The sequence below is a fragment of the Stenotrophomonas sp. 115C5 genome (assembly GCF_056861055.1).
On the sequence record NZ_JBSPUQ010000003.1, the window covers coordinates 14,540 to 31,077 of the forward strand.

Annotated in this window: 14 protein-coding genes; 7 read left to right on the forward strand and 7 right to left on the reverse strand. The window is 67.4% G+C overall.

The annotated features are described in order from the left end of the window. The first annotated feature begins 69 nt into the window (after positions 1 to 69). The 4 genes from panD to AC13FN_RS05275 all read left to right on the forward strand — a co-directional run bounded on the left by panD (position 70) and on the right by AC13FN_RS05275 (position 5,464). Positions 70 to 450, forward strand: a complete 381-nt coding sequence (gene panD / locus AC13FN_RS05260; protein ID WP_005409061.1) for an aspartate 1-decarboxylase — start codon at positions 70 to 72, stop codon at positions 448 to 450. Next, positions 447 to 1,961 carry a glucose-6-phosphate isomerase gene (pgi, locus tag AC13FN_RS05265; protein WP_019338324.1) on the forward strand — a complete coding sequence of 505 codons (1,515 nt, stop codon included), beginning with the start codon at positions 447 to 449 and terminating at the stop codon, positions 1,959 to 1,961. The genes panD and pgi overlap by 4 nt, the downstream gene beginning before the upstream one ends. Before the next feature lie 316 nt (positions 1,962 to 2,277). After that, entirely contained in the window at positions 2,278 to 2,484 is a 207-nt protein-coding gene (locus AC13FN_RS05270; RefSeq protein WP_010484314.1) for a DUF6229 family protein, read from the forward strand. An 82-nt stretch (positions 2,485 to 2,566) separates the two neighbouring features. Then, on the forward strand, positions 2,567 to 5,464 hold the full coding sequence (locus tag AC13FN_RS05275; RefSeq protein ID WP_482984350.1) for a type 2 lanthipeptide synthetase LanM family protein: 2,898 nt from the start codon (positions 2,567 to 2,569) through the stop codon (positions 5,462 to 5,464). 21 nt (positions 5,465 to 5,485) lie between these two features. Here the strand turns inward: AC13FN_RS05275 and AC13FN_RS05280 are convergent, their stop codons facing one another. After that, positions 5,486 to 6,049, reverse strand: coding sequence for a response regulator transcription factor (locus AC13FN_RS05280; RefSeq protein ID WP_054171466.1), 564 nt, complete (start codon positions 6,047 to 6,049; stop codon positions 5,486 to 5,488). Further along, positions 6,046 to 7,272, reverse strand: a complete 1,227-nt coding sequence (locus AC13FN_RS05285) for an ATP-binding protein (protein ID WP_054171467.1) — start codon at positions 7,270 to 7,272, stop codon at positions 6,046 to 6,048. Before AC13FN_RS05285 ends, AC13FN_RS05280 begins: the two co-directional genes overlap by 4 nt. 114 nt (positions 7,273 to 7,386) lie before the next feature. On the opposite strand from AC13FN_RS05285, the gene ispG reads away from it, so the two are divergent. The 3 genes from ispG (at position 7,387) to AC13FN_RS05300 (ending at position 10,231) form a co-directional block, all read left to right on the forward strand. Further along, positions 7,387 to 8,652: a flavodoxin-dependent (E)-4-hydroxy-3-methylbut-2-enyl-diphosphate synthase gene (gene ispG / locus AC13FN_RS05290; protein WP_159360018.1), complete on the forward strand. Its 1,266-nt coding sequence runs from the start codon at positions 7,387 to 7,389 to the stop codon at positions 8,650 to 8,652. After that, on the forward strand, positions 8,633 to 9,382 hold the full coding sequence (locus AC13FN_RS05295; RefSeq protein WP_054171468.1) for a phosphatase PAP2 family protein: 750 nt from the start codon (positions 8,633 to 8,635) through the stop codon (positions 9,380 to 9,382). Before ispG ends, AC13FN_RS05295 begins: the two co-directional genes overlap by 20 nt. Positions 9,383 to 9,583: 201 nt before the next feature. Continuing rightward, positions 9,584 to 10,231: a response regulator gene (locus tag AC13FN_RS05300; RefSeq protein WP_054171469.1), complete on the forward strand. Its 648-nt coding sequence runs from the start codon at positions 9,584 to 9,586 to the stop codon at positions 10,229 to 10,231. A 257-nt stretch (positions 10,232 to 10,488) separates the two neighbouring features. On the opposite strand, the gene eda is transcribed toward AC13FN_RS05300, so the two are convergent. From eda to zwf, 5 genes are all read right to left on the reverse strand, one after another. Next, positions 10,489 to 11,148 (reverse strand): bifunctional 4-hydroxy-2-oxoglutarate aldolase/2-dehydro-3-deoxy-phosphogluconate aldolase, encoded by a 660-nt coding sequence (gene eda, locus AC13FN_RS05305; protein WP_482984351.1) that lies wholly within the window; start codon positions 11,146 to 11,148, stop codon positions 10,489 to 10,491. Between the two features lie 117 nt (positions 11,149 to 11,265). After that, a complete protein-coding gene (gene edd, locus AC13FN_RS05310) occupies positions 11,266 to 13,182 on the reverse strand; it encodes a phosphogluconate dehydratase (protein ID WP_217015637.1) in 1,917 nt (638 codons plus the stop codon). A gap of 58 nt (positions 13,183 to 13,240) precedes the next feature. Then, complete coding sequence (gene pgl, locus AC13FN_RS05315; protein WP_482984352.1) at positions 13,241 to 13,963, reverse strand: 6-phosphogluconolactonase; 723 nt, start codon at positions 13,961 to 13,963, stop codon at positions 13,241 to 13,243. After that, positions 13,960 to 14,967, reverse strand: a complete 1,008-nt coding sequence (glk, locus tag AC13FN_RS05320) for a glucokinase (protein ID WP_010484331.1) — start codon at positions 14,965 to 14,967, stop codon at positions 13,960 to 13,962. Before glk ends, pgl begins: the two co-directional genes overlap by 4 nt. After that, positions 14,964 to 16,400, reverse strand: coding sequence for a glucose-6-phosphate dehydrogenase (gene zwf / locus AC13FN_RS05325; RefSeq protein WP_217015638.1), 1,437 nt, complete (start codon positions 16,398 to 16,400; stop codon positions 14,964 to 14,966). The genes glk and zwf overlap by 4 nt, the downstream gene beginning before the upstream one ends. Between the last annotated feature and the right edge of the window lie 138 nt (positions 16,401 to 16,538).

Below are 16,538 nucleotides of genomic sequence, written 5' to 3' on the forward strand. Positions count from 1 at the left end.
CTGCAGCCCCCTGACGATGGTCAAGCGGGTGCTAGAATCCGCTCTTTCCTTTGCCGTTGCAGCGCCCCCATGCACCTGTCCCTGCTCAAGACCAAGATCCACCGCGCCACCGTCACCCATTCCGAGCTGAACTACGAAGGCTCGATCGCCATCGATGACAACCTGCTGGCTGCCACCGGCATCCGCGAGTTCGAACAGGTGCACATCTGGGACGTGACCAACGGTGCGCGCTTCTCGACCTATGCCATCCGCGCCGAAGCCGGCAGCGGCGTTGTCTCGCTCAACGGTGGCGCCGCGCGCCACGTGCAGGTCGGTGACATCATCATCATCGCCGCGTTCGCCAGCATGACCGAGCAGGAAGCTGACAGCTTCAAGCCGAAGCTGGTGTACGTTGATGGCAAGAACCAGATCACCCACACCAACGACACGATCCCGACCCAGGCCGCATGACAACGAACAACGGATTCGACTCGCTGCATTCCCACGCCCAGCGCCTGAAGGGCGCAAGCATCCCCAGCCTGCTCGCCGCCGAACCCGGCCGCGTGCAGGACCTGGCGCTGCGGGTCGGTCCGTTGTACGTCAACTTCGCCCGGCAGAGATACGATGCCGCGGCGCTGCAGGCATTGCTGGCTTTGGCCGCCGACCGTGATGTCGGCGGTGCCATCACCCGCCTGTTCCGTGGTGAGCAGGTCAATCTGACCGAAGGTCGCGCCGCACTGCACACCGCACTGCGTGGCGACGTGGTCGATGCGCCGGTGGCGGCCGAGGCCTATGCCACCGCGCGCACGATCCGCCAGCGCATGGGCGTGCTGGTGCGCGCGCTGGAAAACAGTGGCGTGACCGACGTGGTCAGCGTCGGCATCGGCGGTTCCGATCTCGGTCCGCGCCTGGTCGCCGATGCACTGCGCCCGGTCAGCGGTGCGCGACTGCGCGTGCATTTCGTGTCGAACGTGGACGGCGCCGCCATGCAGCGCACGCTGGCTACGCTGGATCCGGCGAAGACCGCCGGCATCCTGATCTCCAAGACCTTCGGCACGCAGGAAACCCTGCTCAACGGCCAGATCCTGCACGACTGGCTGGGTGGCAGCGAGCGTCTGTATGCAGTCAGTGCCAATCCGGAACGTGCCGCCAAGGCCTTCGCGATCGCCGCCGATCGCGTGCTGCCGATGTGGGACTGGGTGGGTGGCCGTTATTCGCTGTGGTCGGCGGTCGGTTTCCCGATCGCGCTGGCGATCGGCTTCGAGCGCTTTGAACAGTTGCTGGAAGGCGCGGCGCAGATGGATGCGCATGCGCTGGATGCACCGCTGGAGCGCAACCTGCCGGTGCTGCACGGCCTGACCGACATCTGGAACCGCAACCTGCTGGGCCATGCCACGCACGCGGTGATGACCTACGACCAGCGCCTGGCGCTGCTGCCGGCCTACCTGCAGCAGCTGGTGATGGAAAGCCTGGGCAAGCGCGTGCAGCGTGACGGCCAACCTGTCACCACCGACACCGTGCCGGTGTGGTGGGGCGGGGCGGGCACCGATGTGCAGCACAGCTTCTTCCAGGCGCTGCACCAGGGCACCAGCATCGTTCCGGCAGATTTCATCGGCTGCGTGCACAACGACGATCCCTACACGATCAATCATCAGGCCCTGCTGGCCAATCTGCTGGCGCAGACTGAAGCACTGGCCAATGGCCAGAGCAGCGACGACCCGCACCGTGATTACCCGGGCGGCCGCCCGAGCACACTGATCCTGCTCGACGCGCTGACCCCGCAGGCGCTGGGCGCACTGATCGCCATGTACGAACACGCTGTGTACGTGCAGTCGGTGATCTGGAACATCAATGCCTTCGACCAGTTCGGTGTCGAGCTTGGCAAGCAGCTGGCCAGTGGCCTGTTGCCGGCGCTGCAGGGTGAGGATGTGGCGATTGCCGATCCGATGACCCGCGAGATCCTGGCGCAGCTGAAGGGCTGACCCGGCCTGCGGATGTGCCGGCGCCGGCCGGCCATCCCATGTCTCTCCGCTTGCCTTCGATCCGGTCGCGCATGAATGTCTGCGCGGCCACTCATTCCGCGTCGTTTCCGTGCTGCGCATGCTGCGCATCCGCGTGCCTGCCGCAGCGCAGCTTGACTGTGCATCGCGTGCCAATGCAGTGTGCACGGGCGGCTGTACCTGTCATCCAGTATCGCTCGCAGCATGAAGTTGATGCCAGGGACTGGCCGTATCCGAAGGGACGTGGAATCGATCCATGTCCTCAACGCCTCATGTTGTGAATGACAGGAGATTGCGAATGGATCTGAATGACGATGTTGTGTCCGGCTGGCTCAATGGCTCGGACGATGTGGATGGGTGCGCCAACCCTGCGGGTTCGCTGTTCATCTACGGTGCGGCAGCCACCGAAGCGGCCCTCACCGGAGCTTCGGACACCATGATCACCGGGGGCACCAACGAGTGCACCACCACGGTATCGGTGATCAACCACTGCCTGTGTTGCTGATGTAACCCGAGCCGGCACGCAGAGGCATGCAGCTGCGTGCCGGCGACTGGAACAGACTTCCCGATACCTTGCAGGGGGCGTAATGACCGCTTCTCCGGCTGCGGCTGCGTTTGCGCGCATCACCGAACATTTCCTTGCCCACGCGCGCGCCGCGTTGGCGACTGGCCTGCATGACCCTGCCATTGCGCTGCAGCCCGGTGAGCGCGAACTGCTGCACGCGCAGGGCGATGCGGCACTGCGTGAGCATGCCCAGCTCAAGCTCAACCGCGTGCTGCTGCTGGAACTGCACGCTGCTGCACGAAGTGGTGACATCGGCCCGCTGGGCAGTGCTGGTGCGCTGGACGAATTCGTTGCCCTGGCCACCAGCGAGGGCTTCCGCACGCATCTGCAGCAACGCTATCCGGTGCTGCTGCCGCGCCTGACGCGCATGCTCGAAGGACAATGTGCGGCGGTGGTGGAGCTCGCTGTGCGCATCGGCAGTGATCGTGCGGCGCTGGCAGGGTTGCTGGGCGCGCCGGCGGGCACGCTGCATGCCGTTGCATTGGGACGGGGTGACCTGCATGGTGGCGGCCGGACTGTGGCACGGCTGCAGTTCGAAGGCGGCACGGTGATGTACAAGCCACGCTCATTGCGCATCGATGCAACGCTCGACGGCCTGTTGTGCACGCTCTTCGGTGACGGCCCTGACCGCGTATGCGTGCCGAAGGTGATTGATCGTGGCAGCCACGGCTGGGCCGCCTTCGCCGCGCACCGCTACTGTGCCGATGACGTTGAACTGCGTGCCTACTACCGCGGTCTTGGCCATTGGCTGGCGATCCTGCGCCTGGTGGGGGGCACCGACATCCATCTGGAGAACCTGATCGCGGTCGGGCCGGTGCCGGTGGTGGTCGACGCCGAAAGCGTGTTCTCCCGGGTAATCGAAATCGAGCCATCAGGACTTGGCGATGCGTACGACACCGCCGTCAAGCTGATGCGCAATTCAGTGCTGCGTACCGGAATCGTGCCGTTCCGTACTGCCGGCCTGGGCATGGAAGGCGTGGATCTGTCTGCAGCCGGCGCACTGCCGGGCGAGCAGCCGCGGGTGAAGGTGCCGGTGATTGTCGAGGGCGGGACGGAACCGGCCCGGTTGGGCATGGTCGAGGCCGAGGTCTCCGTTGCGCAGAATCATCCCAGCGCGCAGCCCGATGTGTCGTTGTACTGGGACCACATCAGCGAGGGCTTCATCGACGCCAGTGGGCGCCTGCGCGCGCTCGATGCGAAGGGCGAACTGATGCCACTCCTGGCGGCTTTCGAAGGCTGCCAGGTGCGCGACGTGCGGCGGCCGACAATGGCCTACGCCGAGCTCGGGCGGATGCTCTGGCATCCAGCCTCGCTGCACAACGAAGCCCAGGCGGTTGAACGCGCGATCGATCTGCTGGTGCGCAATGCGGCGGTGTCACCGGCTGCGCCATCGGACCTGGACACCGTACGTGGCGAAGTGGACGACCTGCGCCACGGTGACATTCCGATCTTCACTTCGCAGCTGGACGCAGCGCGCATCCGCTCCATCGCCGACAACTGGCGTGCGATGCGCATCGACCTGGAAGACGTGACCATCCGCAGCACGCTGGTGGCCACCGACCTGAACCAGCATGCGCTGGCCCGCGCCGAGGCTCGATCCGGCTACAGCTATGCCGCGCAGCAGCCTCGCGCGGACGATCTGGACCTGCGCCGACGAACGCTTGCGGCACGCGCGGTGGAGAGCCTGCTGCGGCTGGCGGTGCACGGTGAAGACGGTTCGATGACCTGGATCACCCCCGAGGTGACCCGTACCGGATGGACCGTCCAGCCGGTGCAGCCCGACCTGTATTTCGGGCTGGGAGGTATTGCATTCGCATTGGCGGCTTACCACCGGGAAGTGGAGCAGGGGCGTGCCGACCCGGTAGCGGGGCTGGGCCCGGCCATCGATGGCGCCCTCGCGGTGTTCCAGACCATGTGTGAGCAGCACCCCGCCGAGATCGATGGTGGATTCGTCGGAACCGGTTCACAGATATGGACATTGCTGGCATTGCACGACCTCTTGCAGCGACCGGCGTTGCTGGCGCTGGCGGAGCGTTGTGCGGAAGCCGCGGAGCGTCGCGGCTTCCAGGAGGCGACAAAGTTCGAACTGATTGATGGCGTGTCCGGCATGATCCTGCCGTTGCTGTCGCTGGCCGGGGCTACCGGGAACGCACGCTGGCTGGAGCTGGCGGCCGCAGCGGGACGCCGCCTGCAGGAGGCTGCGATCGTCGACGCGGACGGCACGCGCTGGTCGACGCCACAGTTCCGCGAGCCGATCGGTGGCTTCGGCCACGGCGCGATGGGCATGGGCTGGGCGCTGGCACGGCTGGCGCGTTCGGATGCCGGCAGCGTGCCTGAGCGCGCGGCCTGGCGGCAGTTGGCCGAAGGAGCGTTTGCGTTCCAGGCGGCGTTGTTCGAGCCGCATACCGGGTACTGGCGTGACATCCACCTGCAGGATGGGCAGAAGAACTTCCCGACCTGGTGCCATGGCAGTGTTGGCATCGGGCTGGCGGCGGCGGATCTGTATGCCCGCACCGGCGATCCCGCGCAGTTGCGTGACATGCGGCGGGCTGTGGCCGACGCGCGCGGCAAATGGGGGTTCAGCCACACCCTGTGCCACGGCGATGTGTCCACCCGGGAGCTGCTGGTGCTGGCGGCTGCGCTGGATCCGGAAGGATGTCCCTATCCGCAGGATGAGGCGGCCATCGAGATCGTTTCTTCGATCGAGGAGCACCAGGGCATGGTCGGCGGACTGACCCGCGCAGCCTTTACTCCGGGCCTGATGATCGGCCTGGCAGGTGCGATCTATGGCTTCCTGCGCATGCATCCGGCCTGCGCGCTGCCGTCGCCGTTGCTGCAGGAGACGTCAGCGTCGCCGGTCGATGCGTCGGCGTCGCGTTCCAGCGCCGCGCAGGACCGAGCGGTGCTGGCCGAGGTCTGAGCCGGACGGGGCCGGTCGCGATCAACGGCTGGGATCGCGCTCCGGGCTCGGCCGCTTGGCCAGCTTGCGCTGCAGCGAACGCCGGTGCATGCCGAGCAGGCGCGCTGCCGCGGACACGTTGCCACCGGTCTCATGCATCGCCTGCTGGATGTGTTCCCACTGCAGGCGGCTGATCGGCGTCATCGCGTCCGGTACTTCCATTTCGCCATCGTCGGCCGGGCCGTCATCTTCCTCGCCGAGGGCGCGCAGGATCATCGGCACCGTGGCCGGCTTCGGCAAGTAGTCGTCGGCGCCGAGCTTGATCGCCTCCACGGCGGTGGCGATGCTGGCGTAGCCGGTCACCAGCAGGATGCGCATGTCCGCGCGCAGCGCGCGCAGTGGTTGGATCAGTGCCAGGCCGGAATCGCTGCCCAGCTTCAGGTCAATCAGTGCGAACGCCGGTGGATGCTGGCGGGCCAGTGCCAGTGCACTGGCGGCGTCCTGCGCGGTCTGGGTTTCCAGCCCCTTGCGGGCCAGGCTGCGCTGCAGGGTGCGCAGGTACAGTTCGTCGTCGTCGACCAGCAGGCCGAGTGTTGAGGTGCTCATGGGGTTTCCTCGCGTGGGGCCAGCGGCAGGCGGAAGCCGACGCGGCTGCCGGCGCCCTGGGCCGGGCGCATCCACATCTCGCCGTCGAGGCGTTCGATGGTGGCATGGGACAGGGCCAGGCCGACGCCCATGCCCTCGCTTTTGCTGCTGCCGAACAGCTTGCCCGGCAGCACGGCAGCACGGGCGTCGAAGCCATGGCCATAGTCGCGTACTTCGCCGATCAGGTCGTCGCCTTCGATGCGCAGGTCCAGGTCCACGCGCGGCCGGCCGGCCTGTTCGCCGGCATCGGCGGCATTGTTGAGAAGGACCATCAGCAGATGGCCCACGCCCGGATCCAGCGGCAGCCGCAGCGGTGCATCGTCGTTGCGGTGCAGATCGATGGTCGGCCGCACCAGGCGCCACTGTTCCAGTACCTGCTGGGCACTGGAGTGGCTGCGCCCCGGTGCATCGGCCGAGGCCGGTGCGGCCAGCGCCAGCACGCGCTCGCGGCACTGCACCAGCAGCTCGCGCAGGGTTTCCATGTCTTCGCGGACTTCGGGCTCTTCGCTGCGCTCGGCGACGTCATCGGCGAGCAGGGTCATGGTCGCCAGCGGCGTGTTCAGTTCATGTGCCACCGAGGCGGCATGGGTGGCCAGGGCGACGATGCCCTCGTTGCGGGCGAAGCGTTCGCGCAGCGCCGACAGTTCCAGTTCGCGCTGGCGCAGCGCCAGCGCCAGGCGGGTGGAGAAGGTCAGCACGACCGCTGCGGAAATCAGGAAATTGGCGACCACGCCCCAGCGGTTGAGGTCCTGCGCACGGAAATAGCCATCCGGCAGCGATTGGCCGAAGATGCCGCTGGCGGCGTAGCCGAGCAGGCAGGCCAGCGCGACCGCCAGCGCCCAGCGCAGGGGCAGGGCGAAGGCGGCCAGTGCGATCAGGATCAGGAACAGCGAGCTGAACGGATTGGCCATGCCTCCGCTCCAGCCCACCATCCAGGTCAGGATGATCACGTCCACCAGGATGTGGCCGAATGCGGTCAGCGGCGCGGTGTCGGCCGCTTCCGGGCGCAGCTGGGTATAGACGTTGAACAGGGTCAGCACCGCCACGCCGGCCCACAGCGGCAGCTGCGGCAACGGCAGGCCCAGCACCCAGGTGGCGACCAGGATGGTGGCGGCCTGGCCACCTACGGCAAGCCAGCGCAGGCTGCACAGGGTTCGGAGAAACGGGGCGTCGGGACCGGTCATTCACGCTCATCGTATGCGTTCACGCGTGACCGTGCCTGCGACAATCGGCCGCAGCCGTGCCGCCGGCTGAATGCGAGTCACCCGGAATGCGGGAGCGGGCGGTAGAATGCGCCCATGCACGACGCCGTCACCCGCCCGACTCCCCCCTCCGATGCCACCTCCTGGCCCCGCCGCCAGACCCACGCCGTGCAGATCGGCGGGGTCACCGTAGGTGGAGGCAAGCCGGTGGTGGTGCAGTCGATGACCAACACCGACACGTCCGACGTGGCCTCCAGCGTGAAGCAGGTGGCTGAGCTGTGGCGTGCAGGTTCGGAAATGGTGCGTTTGACCGTCAACACCGTTGAAGCCGCTGCGGCGATCCCGCGCATCGTCGACAAGCTGGCGATGATGGGCATCGACGTGCCGCTGATCGGTGACTTCCACTACAACGGCCACCAGCTGCTGACCGCCGAGCCGGCGTGTGCCGAAGCGCTGGCCAAGTACCGCATCAACCCGGGCAACGTCGGCTTCGGCAAGAAGAAGGACCTGCAGTTCGCCCAGTTGATCGAGTTCGCGATCCGCTACAACAAGCCGGTGCGCATCGGCGCCAACTGGGGCTCGCTGGACCAGGCCCTGGCGGCGAAGCTGATGGACGAGAACAACCGGCGCGAACAGCCCTGGGACGCCGGCCGCGTGCTGCGCGAGGCGCTGATCCGCTCGGCGCTGGATTCGGCCGAGCAGGCGGTGGAACTCGGCCTGCCGCGCGACCGCATCGTGCTGTCGGCCAAGGTCAGCGGCGTGCAGGAGCTGATCGCGGTGTATCGCGACCTGGCCCAGCGCTCGGATTTCGCCCTGCACCTGGGCCTGACCGAGGCCGGCATCGGCAGCAAGGGCATCGTCGCCTCGTCCGCGGCGCTGAGCGTGCTGCTGCAGGAAGGCATCGGAGACACGATCCGCATCTCGCTGACCCCGGAACCGGGCCAGTCGCGCACGCAGGAAGTGATCGTCGCCCAGGAACTGCTGCAGACCACCGGCCAGCGTGCCTTCACGCCACTGGTCACGGCCTGCCCGGGCTGCGGCCGCACTACCTCCGAGTTCTTCCAGGAGCTGGCCAAGGTGGTGCAGAACCACGTGCGCGAGAAGATGCCGCTGTGGAAGATCCACCACCCGGGTGCAGAGAACATGACCCTGGCGGTGATGGGCTGCATCGTCAACGGGCCGGGTGAGTCGCGCCATGCCAACATCGGCATCTCGTTGCCGGGCACGGGTGAAACGCCTGCAGCGCCGGTATTCGTCGATGGCGAGAAGAAGGTGACCCTGCGTGGCGACAACATCGCCCAGGAGTTCGTCGCCCTGATCGACGATTACGTCGAACACAAATATGTCCGAAGCGTCGGATAAGCCTGCGATCCTCGCTGCACCGGAGTCCGCCTCCGGCTTCCGCCACTGGATGGCGCGCAACGCCTGGCGCCTGGTCCTGCTGTTCGGCGGTGTGCTGCTGCCGTTGGCCGGCTTCGTCGCCCTGGCGGACGAAGTGCACGAGTTTGAATCGTTCCATTTCGACGCGCCGCTGCTGTGGCAGATGCATGGCCTGCATTCGCCCTGGCTGGACCGCTTCTTCGTGCTCATCTCGAAACTGGGCTACGAGTGGTTCCTGATCCCGGCCGACGTAGTGATCATCGGCGCGCTGCTGGGCTACCGGCGTTGGCGCGAGGCGACCTTCGTGGCGGTCAGCTTCGTGGGATCGGCGCTGCTGAACATGGGCAGCAAGCAGTTCTTCCAGCGCCAGCGCCCCAGCCTGTGGGAATCGATCGCGCCGGAATCGACGTTCAGCTTTCCCAGCGGGCATGCCATGGGTTCGATGACCCTGGCGGTGACCCTGGTGCTGCTGGCCTGGAACACCCGCTGGCGCTGGCCGGTGCTGCTGCTGGCACCCGCGTTCAGCCTGCTGGTCAGCGTGTCCCGGGTCTATCTGGGGGTGCATTACCCCTCCGACATCCTGGCCGGATGGTGTGCCGCGCTGGTTTGGGTGGTAGGGTGCTATCTGGTCATGTTCAGTCGCCGGCACCCTTGGCGACGTCACGGCCCGCCGCCAGCGAAGGCCAGCGAAGCATCATCACAGGGGGATTGACGTGGATGGCCCTTGAGGGACGTCTACGTGATAGATCAGTTGTTTCGTTGCAGCAGGTTCTGCAAGACAGGGGGCAAGCACAACGCGCGGTACTGTGATGCGCAAGGCAGATTGCCGGGGTCGCATTCCGAACGCGCTTGCAGGGGTATCGGCACCCCACCTAGCTTGACCTGCAATGGCCGCATTCGAAGAGGTACGTGAATGACGATTCGAGTCTACCTGGTGGATGACCACGCACTGGTCCGCACCGGGATGAAGATGATTCTGTCGGGGGAAACCGACATCGAGGTGGTGGGCGAAGCCGAGACCGGCGAGGACGCGCTGCGCGAGGTCCGCCAGCTGCTGCCGGACGTGGTGCTGTGCGACCTGCACCTGCCGGGCGTGAGCGGCATGGAAGTGACCGAGCGCATCGTCCGCAGCCACCGCAACACCCGCGTGGTGATCGTGTCGGTACTGGAAGACGGCCCGCTGCCGAAGCGGCTGCTCGAAGCCGGCGCGGCCGGTTACATCGGCAAGGGCTGCGATGCGCAGGAACTGCTGCGTGCGGTGCGCGACGTGGCAGGTGGCCGTCGGTACCTGGGCACCAGCATCGCGCAGAACCTGGCGCTGTCGACGGTGGAAGGCAACGGTTCGCCGTTTGACAACCTGTCGCCGCGCGAGCTTGAGGTGGCGCTGCTGCTGACCCAGGGCCTGCGCCAGGAAGACATTGCGCGGCGTCTGAGCCTGAGTGCGAAGACGGTGAACACGCACAAGGCGCGGTTGTTCGAGAAGATGGGGATCCACGACAACATCGCGTTGGCGCGGATGGCCAGCCAGTACGGGCTGGTGGATCCGGCACGGCCGCTGTAAGGGGTTTCGGCCAACGGCTGAGCCCCTCGCGGTGGTGGTGCGGTTGGATTCTGGAGGCTCGGTCGCGCCATCCCTCCGCAGGGCCACGGACAGGTTCCGTGCGCGTCCACCGCGGAATGAAGAAGGAAGAGCGGGAGCGGGTCGCGCGCTTTGCCCGCTCTGGATGCTGGTCCTGTAGAGCCGAGCCCATGCTCGGCTGCTTTCCATTCCGCTGGCGTGGAGCCGAGCGTGGGCTCGGCTCTACAGCTGCGTTGGGCTCAGTGGCCGCGCACGCGCTGGATGATCTTCGCGGCGTCGGCGGCGCTGGCGCGCACCTTGTCCCATTCACCGTCGGCGATCCAGTTGCCCGGCACCATCCACGAACCACCAATGCAGACCACGTTCTTCTGTTCGAGGTATTCGGCGGCGGTGTTTTCGGTGATGCCGCCGGTCGGGCACAGCTTCAGGTCGGCGACCGGGCCGGCCAGGCCCTTGATCATCGCCAGCCCACCCACGGCCGTGGCCGGGAACAGCTTGCACACACGGAAGCCGCGCGCGCACAGCGACAGCAGTTCGGTCGGCGTGGCCGCACCCGGCACCACCGGCAGCGGCGCAGCGGCCAGCGCATCAGCCAGGGCCGGCGGCGTACCCGGCGTCACCAGGAAATCCGCACCTGCATCGATGGACTGCTGCATCTGCTCCACGGTCAGCACCGTGCCCGCGCCCACCACCACATCCGGCAGCTCGCGCTTGAGCATCGCCAGCGCTTCCATCGCCACCGGCGTCCGCAGCGTCAGCTCGATGGCCGGCAGGCCACCTTCCAGCAGCGCCGCACTGACCGCCCGCGCCTGGTCCAGCGTATGAACCGTCACCACCGGCAGGATGCCCGCCGCATGCAATAGCTCCGCCGCCTTCACCTGATGTTGTTCGATACCCATGCTTTTGCCCTTGCCTTTGCTCTTCTTGATTCAGTGGCCGCAGCGCAAATGACGCGCCGGGAATTGTCCAAGGGCGCTCTACTGCCCAAGCCGGGAAGCCTGCCGCGGCTTTTCGCTTCAGGCGTCCTTCGCCTCATGCGGCGCTGCCGCCGCCGCGGCATCGTGTCCCAACTCATACTCCGCGTCGTAATCCCACGGCCCGCCATCAGCCGCCGCCGGCCCGCACGAAATCGAAATCGCCCCCTGGTCGGCTGGACCCACCACGCGGCGGTTGATCGCGAACAGGTTGCGGCCCAGGTCATGCGCGGCCGGCGCGGTGTTCGGCGCCAGCGGACGTGCTGCCCATTCCGCCGCATCCACCAGCACTTCCAACGTGCCGGCCTCGCCATCCAGGCGGATCATGTCGCCCTCGCGGACCTTCGCCAGCGGACCGCCGCGGGCAGCCTCCGGCGTCACGTGGATCGCCGCCGGAATCTTGCCCGAGGCGCCGGACAGGCGGCCGTCGGTAACCAGCGCCACGCGCCGGCCCTGGTTCTGCAACAGGCCCAGCAGCGGCGCCAGCGAATGCAGTTCGGGCATGCCGTTCGCTCGCGGGCCCTGGTATCGCACCACCGCCACGAAATGCTCGGGCAGCAGGCCACCGGCATGCAGCTTGTTCAACACCTGCGGTGCATCGACCACCACGGCCGGCGCTTCGATCGTGCGGTACTGCGGCTTCACCGCCGACAGCTTGATCAGCGACTTGCCCAGGTTGCCGCGCAGCAGTCGCAGGCCACCCTGTTGCTCGAACGGATTGTCGACGCCACGCACCACTTCGTCATCGGCGCTGCGTTCCAGGCCCGGCAGATAGACCAGCTGGCCGTCGCGCAGCTGCGGCTCGCGCGCATAGTCGGCCATGCCGCCGCGTGCCACGCTCACGAGGTCGCCGTGCATCAGGCCAGCCTTGATCAGTTCGCCGAACACGAACGCCGGGCCGCCGGCCGCCGCGAAGCGGTTCACGTCGGCGTCGCCGTTCGGATAGACGCGGGCCAGCAGCGGGATCAGCTGCGACAGCTCGTCGAAATCGTCCCAGGTCAGCACGATGCCGGCCGCACGCGCCACCGCGACCCAATGGATGGTGTGGTTGGTCGAACCGCCGGTGGCCATCAGCGCGATGACCGCGTTGATGATCGCGCGCTCGTCGATGATCCGGCCCAGCGGGCGGAAGTCATCGCCCAGCGCGGTGATGTCCAGCGCACGTTCGGTCGCTTCGCGGGTGAGTGCATCGCGCAGCGGCGTGCCCGGATTTACGAACGACGCGCCCGGCAGCTGCACGCCCATCGCTTCCAGCAAGACCTGGTTGGAATTGGCGGTGCCGTAGAAGGTGCAGGTGCCAGCGCCGTGGTACGACGCGGACTCGGCTTCCAGAAGCTCTTCGCGGGTGGCTTCGCCGGCGGCGTAGCGTTCGCGCACTTCGGCCTTCTGCTTGTTCGGAATGCCCGGGGTCATCGGGCCGGCCGGCACGAACACCGCCGGCAGGTGGCCGAAGGCCAGCGCACCGATCAGCAGGCCCGGCACGATCTTGTCGCACACGCCGAGGTAGACGGTGGTGTCGAACATGTCGTGGCTGAGCCCGATCGCGGTCGACTGGGCGATCACATCGCGCGAGAACAGCGACAGTTCCATGCCACCACGGCCCTGGGTGACGCCGTCGCACATCGCCGGCACGCCGCCGGCCACCTGTGCCGTAGCACCGAGCTCGCGGGCGATGTCGCGGATCTGCTCGGGATAGGTCTCGAACGGCTGGTGCGCCGACAGCATGTCGTTGTAGGCGGTGATGATGCCCAGGTTCGGCGTCACGCCACCGCGCAGGCGGCTCTTGTCGGTGCCGCCACAGGCGGCGAATCCGTGGGCGAGGTTGCCGCAGCTCAGGCGGCTGCGGAACGGGCCCTCACGCAGGGAGGCATCGATCGCGGCCAGATAGGCGGCACGCGAGGCGGCGCTGCGGCGGATGACACGCTCAGTGATGGCTTGCAGTTGCGGATGGAGGCTCATTGGCTACCGGCGTTCGTGGTGGCGAGAGGCAAGCGGCGGCGGAGCGCCGCCGCCGACATCAATCAGCCCAGTGCACGCGCAGGCGCGCGCCGTCCAGGTTGATTGCATTGAGGATCGGGTACTGCTGGGCGTCCTTGCTGTCCAGCGCCTGGCGCAGCACCTGCAGCTTCTGCTTGCCGCGCAGCAGCAGCAGGCGCTGGCGGCACTGGCCCAGCCCGTGTGGGGTCAGCGTGATGCGCAGCGGCCACTGGTTCGCGCCCGGGCAGCCGGTGGCGTCCAGTGCCGCGTAGGGCAGGGTGCTTTCCAGTGCGCGGGCCAGGTCCTTCGAGCCCGGGAACAGCGAGGCAGTGTGGCCGTCGTTGCCCATGCCCAGTGCTACCAGGCTCGGCGGCTGGCTGTGCTGGGCCTGCAGGTTGGCGGTGTAAACGCATTCCGGCAGCGGCTTGCCGATCCGCACCAGCGGATCGAAATGCGCACCTTCGGCGCGCTTGAGCAGGTGCTCGCGCACCAGCCAGGCGTTGCTGTCGCGATCCTGCGGCGACAGCCAGCGCTCGTCGGCCAGGCTCACTTCCACCCGGTCCCAGTGCACGTCCAACTCGGCCAGCGCCTGGTAGACCGGCGCCGGCGTGGTGCCGCCGGACAACAGGATGCGGGCGCGGCCCACTTCGTTGATGTCGTGGTTGAGGGTCTGCGCCATCTCGGCGGCCACTGCCTCGATCCAGCCATCGGCATCGCCGTGGCTGATGAACTCGATGCGGTCGTCGTGGAAGGTGGGGCTCATGCGGCAACTCCAGGTGCGTCACGTTCGGCGTCGGCGGCATAGGCGGCGGCGCCCAGCAATCCGGCGTGGGGATGCATCACGGCCAACGAGGGAACGCGCGCCATGATCGAAGAGAACCGCCCCTTGTGTTCGAAGCGCTGGCGGAAACCAGAGTGCTGCAGCGAATCGAGCATCTTCGGGGTCAGACCGCCGGTCAGGAACACGCCATCCCAGGCACCCTGGGTCAGCACCAGGTCGCCGGCAATGGCGCCGAACACCGCGCAGAACACGTCCACGGTGCGCATTGCCTGCGGATCGCCATGCAGGGCGCGGGCGGTCACGTCCACCGGCTGCAGCTGGCCGGGATCGATACCGGCCATCTCGCACACCGCGCGATGGATGTTGACCAGGCCAGGGCCGCAGATCAGTCGCTCGTTGGAGACGCGGCCGAACTGCTCGGACAGGATTTCCAGGATGCGGATCTCCTCCGGGGTTCCCGGCGGGAAGCTGACATGGCCGCCTTCGGTTTCCAGTGGATAGCAGCGTCCGTGGCGCAGGATCAGGCCACCGACACCCAGGCCGGTACCCGGACCGATCACCGCGTAGTTGCGCGGCTGGCCCGGCTTGCCCGGCACCCAGGCGGCACCACCGACCTGGACCACGTCATCGGGCTGCAGCAGTGAAATCGCCATCGCCTGTGCGGCGAAATCGTTGATCAGGTGCAGTTCGTCGAAACCAAGCATGGCTGCGGTGCGGCTGCGCGAGATCACCCACGGATGGTTGGTGATGCGCGCTTCGTCACCATCGACGCGACCGGCAACCGCGAACACGCCGCGGCTTGCAGTGGCACCGATCTGTTCGAGATGGTGGCGTGCGGCATCACCCAGCGAGGGAAACTCCGCCACCGCATACTCGCGGATGCTGTCCTTCTGCAGCGGTGCGTCCTGCGAGGTGTCGGCCAGGGCGAAGCGGGCGTTGGTGCCGCCGATGTCGGCGACCAGCACCGGCTGCGAGCTGGCGCTCATGCCGAGGCTCCGCTGTCCGGCGCGTCCACGCCCTGCGGCAGGAACTCGCCCGCATTGCTCGGGCCCCACTGGCCGGCGGGGTAGGGCTCCAGCGGCAGCTTGGCGTCCTTCCAGGCGTCGGCCACGCTGTCGATCCACGCCCAGGCGGCGCGCACTTCGTCATCGCGCACGAACAGCGTGTGGTTGCCGTTGAAGGCATCCAGGAACAGGCGTTCGTAGGCGATGCGGCGGTGCAGGCCGGTCGGCACCGACAGCTCCAGCTCCAGCGGGTGCAGTTCCAGCGCGCCCCATTCCGGGCCGGCCAGGCTGCTCATCAGGCCCAGTTCGATGTTTTCCTGCGGCTGCAGCTGGAACACCAGGCGGTTCGGTGCGGCCTGCGCGCGCTGCGGGCGCTCGAACAGCCAGTGGGTGACCGGCTTCAGCGTGACCACCACGCGGGTGGTGCGTTCGGGCAGGCGCTTGCCGGTGACCAGGTGGAACGGCACGCCGCTCCAGCGCCAATTGTCGATGTGCGCGGTGACACCGGCGAAGGTCTCCACGTCGCTGCCTTCCGGCGGCTGGTAGGCCTGTGCCGGCTGGCCGTTGATGGTGCCGGCGGTGTAGCGGCCGCGGATGCTGTCACGCGCGGCGTGCTTGGCATCAAGCGGACGCAGGGCGCGCAGCACCTTGACCTTCTCGTCGCGGATGCGGTCGGCTTCCAGCGACGCGGGCGGTTCCATCGCCACCATGCACAGCAACTGCAGGATGTGGCTCTGCACCATGTCGCGCAGCGCGCCGGAGCGGGCGTAGTAGGCGTCGCGGCCATCCACGCCTTCGCTCTCGGCCACCAGGATGTGCACCGATTCGATGTAGTTGCGGTTCCACACTGCTTCCAGCAGCGTGTTGCCGAAGCGCAGCGCGATCAGGTTCTGAACTGCCGCCTTGCCCAGGTAGTGGTCGAGACGGAACACGCGGTCCTCGTCGATCCACTGGCCGATGGTGCTGATGATTTCCTCGGCGCTCTCGCTGTCGCTGCCGATCGGCTTCTCCAGCATCAGGCGTGCCGGTGCGGCAAGTGCGCCGCCCTTGGCCAGGCCTTCGCAGGTGGAGATGTACAGGCCCGGCGGGATGGCCAGGTAGCTGACGCACTTGCGGTGCACCAGGTCGGAGACCGCGGCGGCAACCGAGTCGACGTCGCGCAGATCCACCGAACGGTAGTCGATGCGGCGCAACAGGGCACCGATGTCGTCCTGCGTGGCCATCGGCATGGCCTGCTGCAGGCGCGGCCGCAGGATGTCATGGAAGGCTTCGGTGTCATGCCCGGACAGGGCCAGCGCACGGATGCGGAAGTCCTCCGGCAGCAGGCCGTCGCCAAGCAGGCGAAGCAGCGAAGGGAACAGGTAGCGCTGGGCCAGATCACCTGTGGCACCGAACAGGAAGAGGGTGTCGTGCATCGCTCGAGTTTCAGATCCGGGTGACATCGTTGTCAATCGCTTCATGGCTGGGTTCGGGGGACATCCGCGCAACTGCCTGTCCGAGGTTCGTCAGGGGCGTTCTCCGGAGCACCGGAAGATCGTTCCATTCGAAACCAC

What these genes read in the sequence shown, in the direction of transcription:
- edd (WP_217015637.1), bottom strand. Translation starts at nt 13,182, where the DNA reads ATGAGCCTCCATCCGCAACTGCAAGCCATCACTGAGCGTGTCATCCGC.
- AC13FN_RS05285 (WP_054171467.1), bottom strand. Translation starts at nt 7,272, where the DNA reads ATGACCGGTCCCGACGCCCCGTTTCTCCGAACCCTGTGCAGCCTGCGC.
- panD (WP_005409061.1), top strand. Translation starts at nt 70, where the DNA reads ATGCACCTGTCCCTGCTCAAGACCAAGATCCACCGCGCCACCGTCACC.
- AC13FN_RS05275 (WP_482984350.1), top strand. Translation starts at nt 2,567, where the DNA reads ATGACCGCTTCTCCGGCTGCGGCTGCGTTTGCGCGCATCACCGAACAT.
- AC13FN_RS05270 (WP_010484314.1), top strand. Translation starts at nt 2,278, where the DNA reads ATGGATCTGAATGACGATGTTGTGTCCGGCTGGCTCAATGGCTCGGAC.
- zwf (WP_217015638.1), bottom strand. Translation starts at nt 16,400, where the DNA reads ATGCACGACACCCTCTTCCTGTTCGGTGCCACAGGTGATCTGGCCCAG.
- pgi (WP_019338324.1), top strand. Translation starts at nt 447, where the DNA reads ATGACAACGAACAACGGATTCGACTCGCTGCATTCCCACGCCCAGCGC.
- AC13FN_RS05280 (WP_054171466.1), bottom strand. Translation starts at nt 6,049, where the DNA reads ATGAGCACCTCAACACTCGGCCTGCTGGTCGACGACGACGAACTGTAC.
- glk (WP_010484331.1), bottom strand. Translation starts at nt 14,967, where the DNA reads ATGAGCGCCAGCTCGCAGCCGGTGCTGGTCGCCGACATCGGCGGCACC.
- ispG (WP_159360018.1), top strand. Translation starts at nt 7,387, where the DNA reads ATGCACGACGCCGTCACCCGCCCGACTCCCCCCTCCGATGCCACCTCC.
- AC13FN_RS05295 (WP_054171468.1), top strand. Translation starts at nt 8,633, where the DNA reads ATGTCCGAAGCGTCGGATAAGCCTGCGATCCTCGCTGCACCGGAGTCC.
- pgl (WP_482984352.1), bottom strand. Translation starts at nt 13,963, where the DNA reads ATGAGCCCCACCTTCCACGACGACCGCATCGAGTTCATCAGCCACGGC.
- eda (WP_482984351.1), bottom strand. Translation starts at nt 11,148, where the DNA reads ATGGGTATCGAACAACATCAGGTGAAGGCGGCGGAGCTATTGCATGCG.
- AC13FN_RS05300 (WP_054171469.1), top strand. Translation starts at nt 9,584, where the DNA reads ATGACGATTCGAGTCTACCTGGTGGATGACCACGCACTGGTCCGCACC.